The organism is Marinifaba aquimaris (assembly GCF_013328345.1).
Taxonomy (GTDB): Bacteria; Pseudomonadota; Gammaproteobacteria; order Enterobacterales; family Alteromonadaceae; genus Marinifaba; species Marinifaba aquimaris.
The window spans coordinates 1-16,391 of record NZ_JABULX010000029.1 but is presented as its reverse complement, the minus strand read 5'-3'; the positions used below and the strand labels follow the sequence as shown (position 1 = coordinate 16,391).

Below are 16,391 nucleotides of genomic sequence, written 5' to 3'. Positions count from 1 at the left end.
GTCTGAATAAATAATAAAAAAGCCCGTTTTACTCAAGAAAACGGGCTTTCACTAAAAGCTTTAAGCGTTAGCAGCTTGAACAGTGTTTTTGTTTACACAACTGATGATTTTTGTAGTGACCAAAAGCAACCACTGCAGCACCAATGACAGTAAAGACCTTCTCGCCAAGTTCACCTAATAAGTCATGCATAAAAAAGCCGGCAATAACAAGTATTAACAACCCCGTTAAGCCATAAACCGCAACACTGATGTTTTTGTGCTTTTTACAACCTAAAGTAAAAGCAGCCAAACTAATAGGTACAATACTAATGAGTAACATGCGATGAAACGCTTCGCCTTCAAACCAGATAGAAGAAAAGGTAGGGAATAAAATTAAAACAAGGGGTAAGAACAAACAGTGAAGCGTACAAAAGACCGATAACCCAATAGCCGCTTTATCACCCATCACTTGAATTTTCTCAGTGCGCATAACAATCCTTAAAAACCAACGTGGTTATAATATAACATAGCTATTGACTAGGTTACCAAGTATAAAAAAAGCGCCTTAAGGCGCTTTTTTTGGAGACTATATGGTGGGATTAACCCGCCCAAGTATCTCTTAATGTCACTGTGCGGTTAAACACGGGTTTGTCAGCTGTTGAATCAACATCTGGACAGAAATAACCCATACGTTCGAACTGAACGGCATTACCGGCTTCAAGCTCAATTAAAGCAGGCTCAACGACAGCGTCAGTTAACGTAACCAAGCTTTCAGGATTTAAACTTGCAGCAAAGTCTTCTTCAGCAGCTGGGTTTGGCACTTTAAATAAACGATCGTATAAACGCACTTCTGCTTTGATACCCTTCTCGGCTGATACCCAGTGAATAACACCTTTAACCTTACGGCCATCACTTGGGTTTTTACCTAACGTTTCATCGTCATAGCTACAGAAAATAGTGGTGATTTCACCATTTTCATCTTTTTCAACGCGCTCTGCTTTAATGACATAAGCACCACGTAATCGTACTTCTTTATCCAGTACTAAACGCTTGAACTTGTTATTGGCTGACTCTCTGAAATCTTCACGTTCAATGTAAAGCTCTTTTGAGAAAGGTACAGTGCGCTTACCAAACTCTTCGTTTTGCGGATGGTTTGCCACTTGTAATTCTTCAACTTGGCCTTCTGGGTAGTTTTCGATAACAATTTTAACCGGATCAAGTACGGCCATACGGCGCGCAGAATTGGCATTTAAGTCATCGCGAATACACGCTTCTAACATGCCCATTTCAACCATGTTATCCACTTTAGTCACACCAATGCGCTTACAAAACTCAACAACCGATGCAGGGGTAAAACCACGGCGTCTTAAACCAGCAATAGTCGGCATTCTTGGGTCATCCCAGCCTGCTACGTGATTATCAACGACTAAGGTATTAAGTTTGCGTTTACTCATTACCGTGTATTCAAGGTTTAAACGCGAGAACTCATACTGATGCGGGCGCGCTTCAATACTGATGTTATCTAAAATCCAATCATACACACGACGGTTGTCTTGGAACTCTAAAGTACATAAAGAGTGAGAGATATTTTCAATCGCATCAGAAATACAGTGCGTGAAATCATACATTGGATAAATGCACCACTTATCACCCGTTTGGTGATGGTGAGTAAAACGAATGCGGTAGATAATCGGATCGCGCATACACATAAAGCTTGATGCCATATCAATTTTGGCTCTCAGTACGCACTCGCCTTCTTTGAACTCACCCGCTCTCATTTTTTCAAATAATGCTAGGTTCTCTTCAACCGATGTATCGCGATAAGGGCTATTTTTACCCGGCTCTTTTAATGTGCCACGGTATTCACGCGCTTCATCTGGTGATAAGAAACAGACATAAGCTTTACCGTTTTCAATTAACTCAACTGCATAAGCGTAAAGTTGGTCAAAATAATTAGATGAGTAACAAATTTCGCCATCCCACTCAAAACCTAACCACTTAACGTCTTCTTGAATAGAATGCACGTAGTCGATGTCTTCTTTTTCAGGGTTGGTATCGTCAAAACGTAAATTACATTGGCCTTGATAATCTTGAGCAATACCGAAGTTTAAACAAATCGACTTAGCGTGACCTATATGTAAAAAGCCATTTGGCTCAGGTGGAAAACGCGTATGTGTCGTTTGATATTTACCGTCGGCTAAATCTTTATCGATGATGTTATAAATAAAGTTAGATGGGCGATTATCGTTATCAGCCATGAGGCTCGTATTCCTATTGTTACTAATTTCAGACATATCCCCAAATATGGGGATCTAAAGCGGGAAATTCTACCCGTTTAATGACGCACGTTACAGCTTTTCGGCAATTTTTTTAACTTAACCTTACCACTAAGATTGTTGTAAACTCATCTACAATCATTTTCTATGTATTAAGTTCAACATCTAGGTGCCCTGCTTAAAACACATTACAAGTTACCTAATTGCCTGCATATTACTTGTCATTGCGTCAAATAATTCAGCCCAGCACCCCAGTGTTCAAGCTGTATCTGAAATACTCAGTCAATTTGAAGTTGAACCTAACCCTAATGCCTCAGAATACGAAACGACTGATGATTCCGTTTTCAATACTTGGCTATTTTTTTCCAATCGACTTCCTTTAGCCAATCGTGCTACTCATACCAACAATGACTTTTTTGTTTTTAGTCGCAGTGTAAAAGCGATAAGAGCCCCGCCTTTTGTCCGATAACGGATAAAAAACGACATCATAGAGTAAAAGATAATTGCTATAAAAAATTGCAACTTTTCAATCTTTTGCTTTGCTTTTTATATTAAAAACAAAAAATTACATTCCATGTTATACATCATTATTGGTATCGCACTCATTGCGCTAGTGCTGATCATATTCGAAGAAGTTACCCATATTAATAAAGCTAAAAGCACTCTCTTTTTGGGATGCTTAGCCTGGTTAATACTCTACATTAGCTCTTCATCTATTGAAGAAACGCATTTAATCACTGAAAACCTCAATGAAAACCTACTAGAAATTGCATCCTTGTGGCTCTTTTTGATGGCCGCAATGACATTTGTCGCTTACCTAAACAGTCGTGGTTTAATCTCAACTTTGGTGCAAAGCTGGTTACCAGAAACCCTATCTGAGAGAAAGTTACTGGTTGTGCTGGGCTTTACTTCCTTTTTGTTCTCTTCATTGGCTGATAACGTCACGGCAACACTTGTTTCAGTTGCACTGATTACCCAATTAAAAATAGCGGCCAATAAACGATTAAAATACGCTGCGTTGATTATCTTTGCAGTCAACAGTGGTGGCGTGTCCTTGATTACAGGCGACGTCACCACCTTAATGATATTCCTTGATGGCAAAGTATCGATTATCAGTTTATTCCAATTGGTTTTACCTGCCCTCGCGGGGGTGGTTTGCCTTGCAATATTGTTATCAGTCAACATGAACCAAACGGTGCATTTAGTTGCTGAAAAATCCGAAATTGCCTCAGCAGATAAAGCCATTGGTATTATTTTCTTATCAACGATTATCACTACGCTGACCTTTAATGTGTTATTTCACATCCCGCCGGTGCTGACGTTTTTATTCGGTTTAAGTGTCATGTTCTTGTGCGAGCACTTTTTCCCTTGGCCCAAAACCAACCGCAATTTATTACACTATATCCGAGAAATAGAATTTGACACCTTATTGTTCTTTTTAGGTATTTTGCTAATTGTCGGGGCGTTGAAAAAACTCAATGTATTAGATGAAATTACCTTGCTGTACCAACATTTACCGACTTCAGTCGCCAACTATCTGCTTGGTATCAGTTCATCGTTGATAGATAACGTACCTCTGACCGCTGCAGTGTTAAAGGCGAATATTGAAATGAACCCTAGTGACTGGTTAGCCATTACCTATGCAATGGGGGTCGGTGGTTCGTTACTGGTTATTGGCTCTGCTGCAGGTATTATTGCCATGAGTAAAGTGCCAGGCCTTAACTTTGTCAGCTATTTAAGACTCTTTATTCAACTGTTTGTAGCCTATTCTGTCGGCTATTGGTTAAGTGTCTACATTACCCAGTAATGCAATGAAGTTTGGTATTAAGTCAGTAAAAAAGGCTTAATGGCTTGGTGCCAAACTTTCATTTTATCAGCCATTTTTATGCTCGCATGGGCAGGACTAGTTGATGGCAGTTGCTCAAGGTGAATAGGTGCTAACAAGGTGAGGTTTTGCGGTTGTACATAACGTTTAAAACTTTGCCAGGCTTTGCCACCGTTAAAGAAGATAGCTTTAATTTCAGGGTGATGCGCTAAAAACAAGTTGAAATCATTGGCCTCAATCGAGCTTTCTACAATATCCGAATCGAGTGAGTTTTTTCGCTCGCAACTGGCCAGCACGTCCCATAAAGCGACTTTTTGACGCGTCAATAATGAAAGCCTTTCGTGGTAAGGTAAATCTTTAGAAAAAACAAATAATTCGGCCATTATCGGCCAAAATGCATTTCGCGGGTGCGCGTAATATTGCTGCTCAGTTAATGACTTAACCCCAGGCATGGAGCCTAAGATCAAAACTTTAGCATCAGGCTTGGCAATATAATTAAAACTTTCACACAGGTTTGTCGTTTTTTGCTCACTCATGATCACCAAGCACCCTTTTTTTAATACGGCTTAAACCTACAGGCGTGATCCCAAGGTAACGCGCTAAGTCATTTTGAGTTATTTTATCTAACCAGATAGCGTGTTCTTTGGCTAATTGTATAAAACGTTGTTCAGCCGATAAGGTCAAAAGTTCAAACTCACGCCTTTCTTTTTTCATCGCAAATTTAAGTAAAATACCAACGAGTTCATTAGCAAAGGTTAAGTCTTTCATCCGTTGTGCTTCAATCAGAGCAAAGTCAATCGCCAGCACATGTGTTTCTTCTAGTGCTTGTAATGAGAAGCTGCTGATCCCTGAGCCAGCAACCGCTTGGACACTGGTAATAATGTCGTTATCGCCAATAAAAGATTTAATCGATTCGTTACCTTGTTCATCAAGATAAAAGCCTTTTAATAAGCCTGACTGCACATAAAATAACTGCTGACACGCTTCGCCTTGATGAAAAAGCACATCCCCTTTAGCTAAAACTTTAGCTTTAGCGTTTTGCTGAAAAAATTGAAAAAAGTTCATAATTTTAACTTGGGTTAACGCTCCGTATTAGATAGGTGGCTAGCATAACAGTCTGATTAATCTTTTCCATCGAACTAGGTATCAGACAACCATGAACTTGTCACAAAAAACCATTTTAATCACAGGTGCCACTAGCGGCATCGGGCTCGCTTTAACCGAGCAACTTCAAGCCAATAATCAAGTTATTGCCATTGGCCGAAGTGAATACAAGCTTGAACAACTGCACAAGCAATACCCCAGTATAAAATGCATGGTACTCGATTTATCAAGACATGATGCCATTGCCAACAAACAACAAGCTTTAAAGTCGTTTGGGCCGATTGACATCATCATCAACAATGCAGCTATTCAAAATACAGCGCATTTTACCGAGCAGTTAAGTGACAATTCAGCCAATCAAACGAGTATTAAGCTCAAAAAGATCAGCGAAGAAATACAAACGAACCTGACCAGTGTTTGTCAATTGACCGCTTGTCTATTAACTCAATTAATATCTGCAGCATCTCATCAACAACCAGGAGCGGTCGTTAATATCAATTCAGGCCTAGCGTTAGCGCCTAAAAAACAATCTGCCGTATATTGTGCAACAAAGGCGGCGATGAACCACTTTACCCTGTCTTTGCGCTACCAGTTAGAACACCACCCTGTAAAAGTCATGCAAGCGTATTTACCCCTGGTGGATACCGCTATGACATTTGGTCGAGGCAGTAATAAATTAACCTGCGAGCAAGCAGCAAATGCCATCATCAAAGGCATTGAAGATGACGTTTTAGATAATGCCATTGGCAAGGTTAAATGGCTAAAACGATTACTCAGATTAACACCCAACTTTGCTTTTAACATGATGAAAAACGCATAAGAGGATAACTAAATGCAACGCATAGCTCAAACCTTAGGATATGTCTTAACCCTATTATTTATCGTTATCACACCTGCAATAGCAGATAACACAAATACATTCACCGTCAATATCGACAATATCGATTATCAGCGCGGTGGCCATATTCATATGCTGGTATTTGAAGACAAACACTTTCCAATCAAACACGATAAAGCGACTTTGCATATCAAACAAAAGGCCGAACAAGGTGCGCAAACCTTTATGGCAAACTTACCGACAGATAAGCCGATCGCCATAAAAATTTGGCACGATGAAGATGACAATAATAAAGTCAGCAAGAACTGGACTAGCATATACCCTGCCGAAGGTTTGGCTTTTTCCAATAAACAAACCCTGGGCCTAACCGGGCCACCGAGCTTTAGTCAAAGTGCAATTACCCTCTCTCCTACTCAAGCGCCACTGACACTTGAATTGGTTTACCCATAATCAGCTTATTTATTAGAGGTTTATATGAAAGCTATTTTAAAAATTGGTTTAATCTTATCACTGCTATTTGCAAGCACCTTCATCATGATTAAAAGCTCAGGGGTAATGACTATCGAGGATATCGAGTACGCATTAAATCAAGCTCAATCAGCTAGCCCATGGCTCGTTGCTAGTATCATTATCGCGTTATTATTTGCTGATTTATTTATTGCGGTACCGACTTTAACAATCTGCATTTTAGCAGGTTACTTTCTTGGGCCGACAGTAGGCGCAGCGGCAGCAATAAGCGGGATCACGCTAGCGGGCATCGCCGGTTACCTATTGTCCATTCGCTATGGTGATAAGGTATTGGCCAAATTAATTCCCAACGCAAAAGAGAGAGCCAATGCAAAATCAGATTTTATAGAATACGGTACTGTGAGCTTGTTACTTTCACGGGCATTACCGATTTTACCGGAAACGTCGGCCTGTCTTGCCGGGCTTTGCCAGATGAAGTTCAAACGCTTTATTAGCTGCTGGTTAATAAGCGCAGTGCCCTATAGCATTTTAGCCAGTTATGCAGGTTCAATTAGTAATGTATCTAACCCCAAACCCGCCATTTTTACTGCAATTGGCCTCACTAGCTTTTTTTGGTTAGCTTGGTGGGTATTTACTTGGCAAAAGAAAAATAAACAAACGGCAATTAAAATAAAAAAGGCTTAACGGCTGACGTTTGAAAAAAGCGATGTTAGGAAGGAAGTAAGATAATAAATGGGTACTTTTAAAGGCTTTAAAAAGTACCCACTAAAGTTATTGAGTTAACCTTTACAGGTATTGTTCAACTAAAACTTCTGCAATTTGAATTGAGTTTGTCGCTGCGCCTTTTCTGACATTATCTGCTACAACCCAAAGGTTTAGACCTTTTGCGTAGCTGATATCACGGCGAACGCGGCCAACAAATACGTCATCTTTACCAGCAGCATCACCAATTTGAGTCGGGAATTCTGCATCATTAGCCAATATTGTAACGCCTTGCGCTTCATCTAACCAAGTTTTGACCTGTTCAATATCAAAATCTTCTTTCACTTCAATATGAATCGCTTCAGCATGACCGTAAAAAACCGGTACACGTACAGCCGTTGGGTTAACGCGAATAGACTCATCAGCAAAGATTTTTTGCGTTTCCCAAACCATCTTCATTTCTTCTTTGGTGTAGCCATTGTCTTGGAATACATCAATTTGTGGGATCACATTAAAAGCAATTTGACGGTCAAACACATGCGGTTCAACAGGTGTACCGGTTAACAAGCTAGTGCATTGCTTAGCTAACTCATCGATAGCTTGTTTACCTGCACCAGAAACAGACTGATAAGTCGCCACATTAATGCGCTCAATGCCTAATTTTTCTTGGATAGGTTTTAACGCCACTAACATTTGGATAGTTGAACAATTAGGGTTTGCAATGATGTTACGCGCTTTATAATCTGCAATTTTTTCACCATTGACTTCAGGTACCACTAAAGGAATATCATCTTTGTATCTAAATTCAGAGGTATTATCGATAACAATACAACCTGCCTTAGCTGCAATTGGCGCGTATTCTTTAGATACGTTACCACCTGCAGAGAAAAGACCAATTTGGCACTGACTAAAGTCAAAATCTTCAACACTTAATACATCAAGCTCTTCGCCTTTAAACTCAACGGTCTTACCTAAAGAGCGAGCACTTGCTAGCGGGTAAAGTGTACCAACAGGAAAATCTCGTTCTTCGAGTGTTTGGATAATTTGCTTACCAACTAGGCCTGTTGCACCAAGCACACAGACATCAACTGTCTTTGTCATTTTCTTTTCCTATTAGTTACTGGTTCTAAAACTCAGATCGATTAATTTGGTTTGATGTTGTAACGCTTCGGTGCTTACAACAAGTGACGTTAACTCACGTCTTACCGGGTAGCTTTTGCGCATTTTGGCAAAGGCTTTGGGGTTGGCTTTCATGCCTTTTCTAAACCAGACATCATCATTGCGTATGTCATAAACAAAACGAGTCAGGTTTCTTACTAAATTTTCATCCAGCTCTGTGGTCGCCGATAATTCAATTTGCTCAACTGGCATTTCGGGTAAAAAGTCATGCAAGCTAAATTCAGGCTCTAGCCCTAAAAATGAGCACAAGCTGTAATACAGCATTTCAGTACCGCGGGCTTTACCTTCAAGGCTGTGACCTGCGATATGCGGGCTAGCAAAGTCAACCAATTGCAGTAAGTCCATATCGATATTTGGCTCATTTTCCCAAACATCTAATACCACAGTAAGCTTGTTAGACATTTGCAAAAACGCCTTCAATGCCATGTTATCGAAGATCTCACCACGACAAGCATTAATTAAAATGGCATTTGGCTTTAACTGCTGGAACGTTTTTAAGTCGAATAAATGATGTGTTGGATGATCGCCATTGAGTGTAAGTGGCACATGGCAAGTGATGATATCGGCTTTTAAAACCTCGTCAAAAGTACAAGTTTTAAAATCATCATCGCACTTTGCTCTTACCGGATCATAAGATAAAACCTCACACCCTAAGGCGGTTAAACGCCTTACCACTCTCGAGCCAATTTGGCCAACGCCAACTACCGCCACTTGTTTGTCTTTAAGCTGAAAATTATCTTGCTGAGACAGGGTCAACATGCCACTTAATACATAATCTGCAACCGCATCTGCATTACAACCTGGCGCTGCTGTCCACTCAATACCCTTTGCGGTTAAATAATCAGTGTCGAGGTGGTTAAAACCGGCAGTTGCAGTACCAACAAACTTTAACTTATCAGCTTGGCTCAGTAATGATTGAGATACCTTAGTGGTCGATCGCGTTAACAATACATCGACACCACGTAATTGCTCAGCGGTAATTTTACTACCTGAAAAACGGGTAATGTGTCCGAGATTATTGAAAAACTCTTCAGCGTAAAGCAGAGAATCTTCAATCATGATTGACAGTTGTTGCGACAAAATAACAACCTTTTTGTGAATTATGCGTACAAGAGAGAAAAACAAAAAATCGGGCTTAGAGCCCGATTTCTATGACTGCTAACAGTCTAGTTAAACGACTAGGTTATTTTTCAAAGCGCTTGAAAACTAACGTTGCGTTTGTGCCACCAAAACCAAAGCTGTTAGACATAACAGTGTTTAGTTTAGCATCACGTTTTTCAGTTACGATATCTAAACCTTGTGCTTTTTCATCAAGGTTTTCTACGTTAATCGATGGTGCAATGAAATCGTTTTCCATCATTAATAAGCTGTAGATTGCTTCGTGAACACCAGCTGCACCTAACGCGTGACCTGTCATCGCTTTAGTTGCACTGATTGCTGGGTTGCTTTCAGATAAGACTTCTTGAATAGCTTCAAGCTCTTTTAAGTCACCAACCGGTGTTGATGTACCGTGAGTGTTCACGTAATCCAAGTCACCTTCAACTGATGCCATTGCTTGTTTCATACAACGCACAGCACCTTCACCACTTGGCGCTACCATGTCATAGCCATCAGATGTTGCACCGTAACCTACAATCTCACCGTAGATTTTTGCGCCACGTGCTAATGCGTGCTCTAACTCTTCAACAACAACGATACCGCCACCGCCAGAGATAACAAAGCCATCGCGATCAGCATCGTAAGTACGAGACGCTTTATCAGGCGTGTCATTGTATTTAGTTGATAATGCACCCATTGCATCAAACATCATTGCTAATGTGTAGTGTAACTCTTCACCACCACCAGCAAATACAACGTCTTGTTTACCTAATTGGATTTGTTCCCAAGCGTGACCAATACAGTGAGCTGATGTCGCACACGCAGAACTGATTGTGTAGTTAACACCTTTGATTTTGAAAGGTGTCGCTAAACATGCAGACGTTGTTGAAGACATAGTACGTGGAACCATGTATGGACCAATACGCTTTACGCCTTTTTCACGAAGAATGCGCTCAGATTCGATTTGGTTTAAAGATGATGCACCACCAGAACCTACAACTAAACCAGTACGCTCGTTAGAAACTTGATCATCAGCAAGACCAGAATCATCAATAGCTTGCTGCATAGCAATGTAAGAGTAACCAGCTGCTTCACCCATAAAACGGATTTGTTTACGATCGATATGCTCTTTGATATCGATGTCTAAATCGCCCCAAACTTGGCTTCTTAAGCCAACTTCTGCAAATTGCTCTGAGCGAGTGATACCAGAACGGCCCGCTTTTAGTGACTCTGTTACTTCTTCTTTATTGTTACCAATACTAGAAACAATACCTATGCCTGTGATCACAGCTCTTTTCATGAATTTCCTCACCGAAAGTGTCTAACATTGCAAGACGATAAAAACATGCCTTGCTTTTAATTCTATTTTTTACCTGCCCTAACATTAAAGTTTTATCAGCTCAGGTAAATTAATTGCCGCTATTATCGGTTAAAATGAACCAATTGACCAATGATATAGAGCAAAATTTTGTCAAAAATCGTCACTGCAGAACTAAATTTTAATGAATCAGGCACTCCAATCTCGAAAAAGTTCGATGATATTTACTTTTCTTTAGATAATGGGCTTGCCGAAACAGAATATGTTTTTTTACAAGGTAACCAACTTCAAACCCGTTGGCCGACATTTAGTGACGACAGATTTGTAATTGCAGAGACAGGTTTTGGTACAGGTTTAAACTTTTTGGCCGTATGCCAAGCATTTGAGCAATTTTTACAAGACAACGAAAACACGCAGTTAAATCACCTGCACTTTATCACTTTTGAAAAGTATCCACTGAGTAAAGAGGCGTTAATTCAAGCACTTGATAAATGGCCAACGTTAAAAAAATACAGTGAACCATTAATTGCACAGTATCCGAGTTTAGTTGAAGGCCCACACCGTTTGTGTTTAACAGACAAAATCACACTAGATTTATACCTAGGTGATGTTCTTGAACAAGCCCAACTGATTTCAAACAGAGAAACGGGCATTGTCGATGCTTGGTTTTTAGATGGTTTTGCCCCCAGCAAGAACCCAGATATGTGGCAACAGGCTTTATTTGATCAGATGGCGCGTTTAGCCAAGCAAGATTGTACCTGTGCAACCTTTACCGCTGCAGGCTTTGTTCGTCGAGGGCTTATTGAAGCCGGCTTTACCATGTACAAACGCAAAGGGTTTGGTCACAAGCGTGAAATGATTTGGGGCCAATATCTTAACAATGAAGATTTGGATAAAAGTGGCTCTGTAGATACACCTTATCAGGCTAAAAAACCCAATAAGCAGCAACAAACAGAGTTTTTACATCCTTTTATTGCTCAAGCAGATAAAAACAATAAAACGGCGACCATAGTTGGCGGCGGTATTGCAGCGGCGACCACAGCTTTTGCATTGGCTAAACGCGGATTTAAAATAAAACTGCACTGTAAAGAACAATTAGCTCAAAGTGCGTCGGGCAACAGACAAGGAGCCCTGTATCCCCTATTACAGCTTAACCACAATCACTTAAGTGAGTTTTACGCCAAAGCATTTGAATTTGCCATGCGCTTTTACCACCAACAAAAGCAAATGTTTGATTTCGCTTTTGATGATTGTGGTGTATTGCAACTCGCTTTTAATGAAGACAGACAAAGGCGTTTAGCACAAAACCAAACGCAAAGTATTTGGCCACAGAGTTTAATGCAGGCAGTTGATAGTGATACTGCCAATGAACTAGCAGGTGTCGATGTTGATACGCCAGCTTGGTTTTTCCCAACAGGGGGCTGGTTAAATCCGGGCAGCTATATTCAAGCACAAGTTCAACAGCTCATTGCCAATGGCCAACTCGAATTATTCGAAATGAGTGAACTTATCGACTATACGCAACAAGCTGACAACTCATGGCACTTGTGTTTTAAAAACAACGACGATGTAACAAGCTATCACACTGATTTAGTCGTTTTGTGCACAGGCTTTGAAACCGCTGATTTAATGCCAAAACAAGATATGCAATTACAACCGGTCAGAGGCCAAGTCAGTCACTTACTCACTGATGAAAAGCTCAACCAACTTAAAACGGTGATTTGCCATAAGGGTTATCTAACCCCTAACTGGCAAGACTTGCATTGTGCAGGTGCGAGCTTTTTAAAAGATATAACGAACTGTGAACCGAGCGAACAAGAAGATCAGCAAAATATTGAACAACAAATTCAATACTTGCAACAAACCGGGATCGCATTTGACATCGAACAAATTCAATCGAGCCGAGCTTCTATTCGCAGCAAGACATTAGATCACTTGCCCATTGCAGGTAACAGCTTTGTGCAGCAACAAATCTCTGAACAGTTTGCAGATTTGTGGAAAGGCCAAGCGATTACAGAACAAGCAGAAGTAGAAAAAAATCTTTATATCATTTCAGGCTTGGGCTCTCGTGGCTTGAGTTCTGCGCCTTTATTAGCTGAAATTTTAGCTGCGACAGTATGCCAAGAGCCACTGCCACTGCAAATACCAACCATTAGTCAATTACAGCCAAACCGGTTTGTCTTAAAGAAGATTAAAAGACGCGAGCACTAAACGATGAATAGAAAGAAAAAGATTTACACCAAGCTAAAAGCGAAGCAGAAAAAAGCGAACGCCAAAATGCATAAATCGAACAAACCTAAATATATCAGTAAAGCAGAAAGAGCTTTATTGGATGAGCAAGAAAATCAGGATACACTGAACGACGAACCTGAAGCCCAGTAGCATATCTAGCGACATGTTAGTGATGTACTCGATATTTCAGGTTCATAAAAACAATAACAATAAGAAGTAAAAAATGAACCTGATCCTCTCACCCGATTACATTCTGACGGTGTTGATACTCAATTGCTGCGCCATTTTAGTATTACTCGCCAAAAAGAACCGACTCAACAACGCTTTTTTAATTGGCTTTTTAGCGGCTCATATTCCGCTATTTGTATTTAGCTATTTGCATGCAAGTGCCCATTACCCAAGCTATTTTCCATTTATTGTAAAGCTGCTGTTTATTTGCATGTTTTTATACGGCCCTTGTATTTACTTATGGGCCAAAGAGAACTTTACTCCAAGTAAAAGCGCCAAAGCACTATTGGCCAATTATGCCTTACACGCAATTCCTGCAGCTGCGGTTTTAATTGCTTTAACCATTGACCCTAAGCTCGATTTATACAGTTTTTTTGCCTTTAAACTAATCGCTAAGTTACACCCTCTGTTTTACTTAGCCGCTAGTTTCTATTTGCTGTGGAATAAACAGCATGTACTGATGAGTGAATATGCCGATTGGCCCGCAAGACGCATTTTATTGCCCTTGTGCTGTATTAGCCTGTTCTGCTTTTTTATTGTTTTGGATGTCGTCATCATCCTTGGCTTTTTAGTGCAAGAGGCCTATGCCCTATCCTTTTTAATTTTGATCCGTGGGCTGATCAATTTAGGGTTGGCAGTCGGTATCATATTTGGTCCGTCTATCAGTGTCAGGCTGAACAGACAAAAAGCGCATTTAGCCCCTAGTGTTAGCGATACCCCAACATTAACAGATGATAAAAACCAAGAAACGAAACGAACCAGCCCTGCGGTTGCTCAAGCGGTATCCGAACAATTAAAAACGCTAATGGAGCAAGAGCAGCTTTATCTAGATGCTGATTTAACCATGCAATCATTGGCAGCCAAACTTGATATCAATGTTTATGTGCTATCTGAAGCGATAAATACGATAGATGGGATGAATTATTATCAATACATCAATCAGTACCGAGTGGCTCATGCTAAAAAGTTATTGAAAGAAAATACTGAGCTCAGTATTAAGTCAATTTGTTTTGAGTCTGGCTTTAACAACCGCACGTCATTTAATAATGCCTTTAAACATATTATTGGTTTAACCCCGAGCCAATATCAATCAAACCCAAAATGACCACAAGTCATCACATTTAAACAGAACTTAATGCGTTAACTTGCTTGCAGGTTAACGCACTACCCATTTCGTTGGTTTACCTTGATTGACAGTTATTAGTTAAGGATTAACCAACAATGAAAATAAACACCTTACTTTATTTAATTGCTTCAAGCTTTTTATTATCTGCCTGTGGTGGCGGTTCAGGTGGTGGCTCAAGTTCAAGTGCCAATACTCGAGTTACACCAACAGATACAGCCACGGCTACAGAAACTGAAACGCAAACAGAGACAGAAACTGAAACAACAACCGATACGGTGACAGAAACGGATACTCAAGTTGATAACGCACCTTTACAACTGACATCAGGATCGTGGCTTTATCAGGCAGAGCACTTAACTTTACAAGGTAATATCAACGAAACAGCTGACCAAGCAGCATCAGCTCAAGCTTATGTTGCAGGCTTTGCATCGGATGGCGATGGTGTCGATTTAACAAGTCCGTTTGAAGCGAAATCGCTTGAAATTAGCTATCGTGCCTCACAAGCGGGCTCAATCAGCTTATTTAGCAATGATGAAAAATTAGCTGAATTTTCATTATCACAAAGCACCGAATTTCAAACGGCTAAGGTTAATGTAGCACTAGGTGCTGAGCAAACCATCACCATTGGTTATGACCAAGACAACATCGACTTAGATTTAGATACTGTCACTGTTAATCCATATCAAGTACTTACCCAGGACTTTACAACAGTTGAGACAGTCTTTGATGCCGGTAGTGTATACGGAGATAACTTACTACTGACTAGCGAAGGTGAGCTGCTAATTTCAGGTGGTCTAAATGAAACTGATATTCTCTTTATGGCGACTGATGGCTTATCGCTGGAGCGAGATCTAAGTGGTGTGTGGTTAAATAACTTAGCCTTGCCAGTAGGCCTTGCACAAAGCAGCACAGGTATTATCTACTACACAGATTGTATGGCCAACCAAGTCAGACAAGTTGATGTATCGGGTAACGATTCATTATTGGCCGTTATACAAGGTTGCCCGGGCATGTTAGCAATAGATAGTGACAATCAAATCGTCGTGACCTCATTTAGCAATCACAGAGTTCACCAAATAACGCCAGAGGGTGAAGTATCAACCTTAATTACCGACAGCCGTTTTAGTAACCCTGCAGGTGTCGCATTTGATGAAATGGGTAACTTATACATTGGTAACTGGACAGGTGGTGATGTCTTTAAATGGGACGGTGAAACGCTAATTGAACTCGGTTCATTTGGCAGTAAAGTCAATCAAATCACTTACTCTAATGGCTATATTTATGCTCCATTAAGAGATGTTCACCGCGTAGATCGCATGGATTTAAATGGCCAAGTTAATACCTTCATTGGTGATGGCACAGCAGATTCTATTGACGGTGCAATTGAACAGGCACAAGTTCACGGCCCTTATGGTGTAACAACCAATGCTGATGGTTCTGAAATGTATATTATGGATCGCGACTCAGGTAAATTAAGAAAAATCACCCAATAATTAGCCAATCCACAACCTAAAAAGGAGCTCACGTTTAGCTCCTTTTTTTTGCAACATGACCCGTCCTGAATAAGGTTGACACTTTTCCAACTTCAATTTGGAGAAGATAATGAAACCAATAACTAAGCGTACACAAAAAGATTATTCACTTGCCTTTAAATTATCCGTCGTTGATAAAGTAGAAAAAGGCGAATGTACTTACAAACAAGCGCAAGACCACTACGGTATTCAAGGTGCTTCAACCGTTTTAACTTGGCTTCGCCGATATGGTCAACTAGATTGGAGTAAAGGTACTCCCAATCATATGAATGAGCTTCCCCTTATGTCTAAACCCAATGATTTAACACCCGAGCAAAAAATCAAAGCCCTCGAAAAAGAGCTAGAAGATACCAAGATAAAAGCACAATTCTTTGAAACGATAGTCGATGTACTTGATAAAGATTTCGGAGTACGTATCACAAAAAAGCAACGCAACGCGTTATTGAAGAAAAAAACATAACCAAGCTATCTGTCAGTAGAGCTTGT

Annotated in this window: 16 protein-coding genes and 1 pseudogene; 10 read left to right on the top strand and 7 right to left on the bottom strand. The window is 40.3% G+C overall.

What is annotated here, in order from left to right; all coding sequences use genetic code 11:
• Positions 1-67: 67 nt before the first annotated feature.
• Together HR060_RS15550 and glnS are read right to left on the bottom strand one after the other, a co-directional pair.
• Positions 68-469 carry a MerC domain-containing protein gene (locus HR060_RS15550; RefSeq protein WP_174201215.1) on the bottom strand — a complete coding sequence of 134 codons (402 nt, stop codon included), beginning with the start codon at positions 467-469 and terminating at the stop codon, positions 68-70.
• A gap of 109 nt (positions 470-578) precedes the next feature.
• Complete coding sequence (glnS, locus tag HR060_RS15545; protein WP_174201214.1) at positions 579-2,237, bottom strand: glutamine--tRNA ligase; 1,659 nt, start codon at positions 2,235-2,237, stop codon at positions 579-581.
• Between the two features lie 187 nt (positions 2,238-2,424).
• Here glnS and HR060_RS15540 point away from each other — a divergent pair, with 187 nt between their 5' ends.
• Positions 2,425-2,724 (top strand): hypothetical protein, encoded by a 300-nt coding sequence (locus HR060_RS15540; RefSeq protein WP_174201213.1) that lies wholly within the window; start codon positions 2,425-2,427, stop codon positions 2,722-2,724.
• A 105-nt stretch (positions 2,725-2,829) separates the two neighbouring features.
• Positions 2,830-4,062, top strand: coding sequence for a sodium:proton antiporter NhaD (nhaD, locus tag HR060_RS15535; protein WP_174201212.1), 1,233 nt, complete (start codon positions 2,830-2,832; stop codon positions 4,060-4,062).
• Between the two features lie 17 nt (positions 4,063-4,079).
• Here the strand turns inward: nhaD and HR060_RS15530 are convergent, their stop codons facing one another.
• Both HR060_RS15530 and HR060_RS15525 read right to left on the bottom strand, forming a co-directional pair.
• Complete coding sequence (locus HR060_RS15530; protein WP_174201211.1) at positions 4,080-4,616, bottom strand: DNA-deoxyinosine glycosylase; 537 nt, start codon at positions 4,614-4,616, stop codon at positions 4,080-4,082.
• Complete coding sequence (locus HR060_RS15525) at positions 4,609-5,145, bottom strand: Crp/Fnr family transcriptional regulator (RefSeq protein WP_174201210.1); 537 nt, start codon at positions 5,143-5,145, stop codon at positions 4,609-4,611. The genes HR060_RS15530 and HR060_RS15525 overlap by 8 nt, the downstream gene beginning before the upstream one ends.
• Positions 5,146-5,236: 91 nt before the next feature.
• Here HR060_RS15525 and HR060_RS15520 point away from each other — a divergent pair, with 91 nt between their 5' ends.
• From HR060_RS15520 to HR060_RS15510, 3 genes are read left to right on the top strand one after another with little or no spacing between them, the layout of a single operon-like run.
• Positions 5,237-6,004: an SDR family NAD(P)-dependent oxidoreductase gene (locus HR060_RS15520; protein WP_174201209.1), complete on the top strand. Its 768-nt coding sequence runs from the start codon at positions 5,237-5,239 to the stop codon at positions 6,002-6,004.
• A gap of 12 nt (positions 6,005-6,016) precedes the next feature.
• Entirely contained in the window at positions 6,017-6,472 is a 456-nt protein-coding gene (locus HR060_RS15515; protein ID WP_174201208.1) for a DUF2141 domain-containing protein, read from the top strand.
• A gap of 24 nt (positions 6,473-6,496) precedes the next feature.
• Positions 6,497-7,174 (top strand): TVP38/TMEM64 family protein, encoded by a 678-nt coding sequence (locus tag HR060_RS15510; protein ID WP_174201207.1) that lies wholly within the window; start codon positions 6,497-6,499, stop codon positions 7,172-7,174.
• Between the two features lie 102 nt (positions 7,175-7,276).
• On the opposite strand, the gene HR060_RS15505 is transcribed toward HR060_RS15510, so the two are convergent.
• From HR060_RS15505 to fabB, 3 genes are all read right to left on the bottom strand, one after another.
• Positions 7,277-8,293, bottom strand: coding sequence for an aspartate-semialdehyde dehydrogenase (locus HR060_RS15505; protein WP_174201206.1), 1,017 nt, complete (start codon positions 8,291-8,293; stop codon positions 7,277-7,279).
• A gap of 12 nt (positions 8,294-8,305) precedes the next feature.
• Positions 8,306-9,451, bottom strand: a complete 1,146-nt coding sequence (locus HR060_RS15500; protein ID WP_174201205.1) for a 4-phosphoerythronate dehydrogenase — start codon at positions 9,449-9,451, stop codon at positions 8,306-8,308.
• A 103-nt stretch (positions 9,452-9,554) separates the two neighbouring features.
• On the bottom strand, positions 9,555-10,769 hold the full coding sequence (fabB, locus tag HR060_RS15495; protein WP_174201204.1) for a beta-ketoacyl-ACP synthase I: 1,215 nt from the start codon (positions 10,767-10,769) through the stop codon (positions 9,555-9,557).
• A gap of 168 nt (positions 10,770-10,937) precedes the next feature.
• Between fabB and mnmC the strand changes: the two genes are divergently transcribed.
• The 5 genes and pseudogenes from mnmC to HR060_RS15470 form a co-directional block, all read left to right on the top strand.
• A complete protein-coding gene (mnmC, locus tag HR060_RS15490) occupies positions 10,938-12,998 on the top strand; it encodes a bifunctional tRNA (5-methylaminomethyl-2-thiouridine)(34)-methyltransferase MnmC2/FAD-dependent 5-carboxymethylaminomethyl-2-thiouridine(34) oxidoreductase MnmC1 (protein ID WP_174201203.1) in 2,061 nt (686 codons plus the stop codon).
• Positions 12,999-13,001: 3 nt separating this feature from the next.
• Positions 13,002-13,169, top strand: a complete 168-nt coding sequence (locus tag HR060_RS15485; RefSeq protein ID WP_174201202.1) for a DUF2986 domain-containing protein — start codon at positions 13,002-13,004, stop codon at positions 13,167-13,169.
• Positions 13,170-13,242: 73 nt separating this feature from the next.
• Positions 13,243-14,352: an AraC family transcriptional regulator gene (locus HR060_RS15480; protein ID WP_174201201.1), complete on the top strand. Its 1,110-nt coding sequence runs from the start codon at positions 13,243-13,245 to the stop codon at positions 14,350-14,352.
• Between the two features lie 116 nt (positions 14,353-14,468).
• The gene (locus HR060_RS15475) at positions 14,469-15,866 is read left to right on the top strand and encodes a hypothetical protein (RefSeq protein ID WP_174201200.1); all 1,398 of its coding nucleotides are present in this window, start codon (positions 14,469-14,471) and stop codon (positions 15,864-15,866) included.
• 109 nt (positions 15,867-15,975) lie between these two features.
• Positions 15,976-16,362 (top strand): annotated as a pseudogene (locus tag HR060_RS15470) (IS3 family transposase); the annotation flags it as partial.
• Positions 16,363-16,391 lie beyond the last annotated feature (29 nt).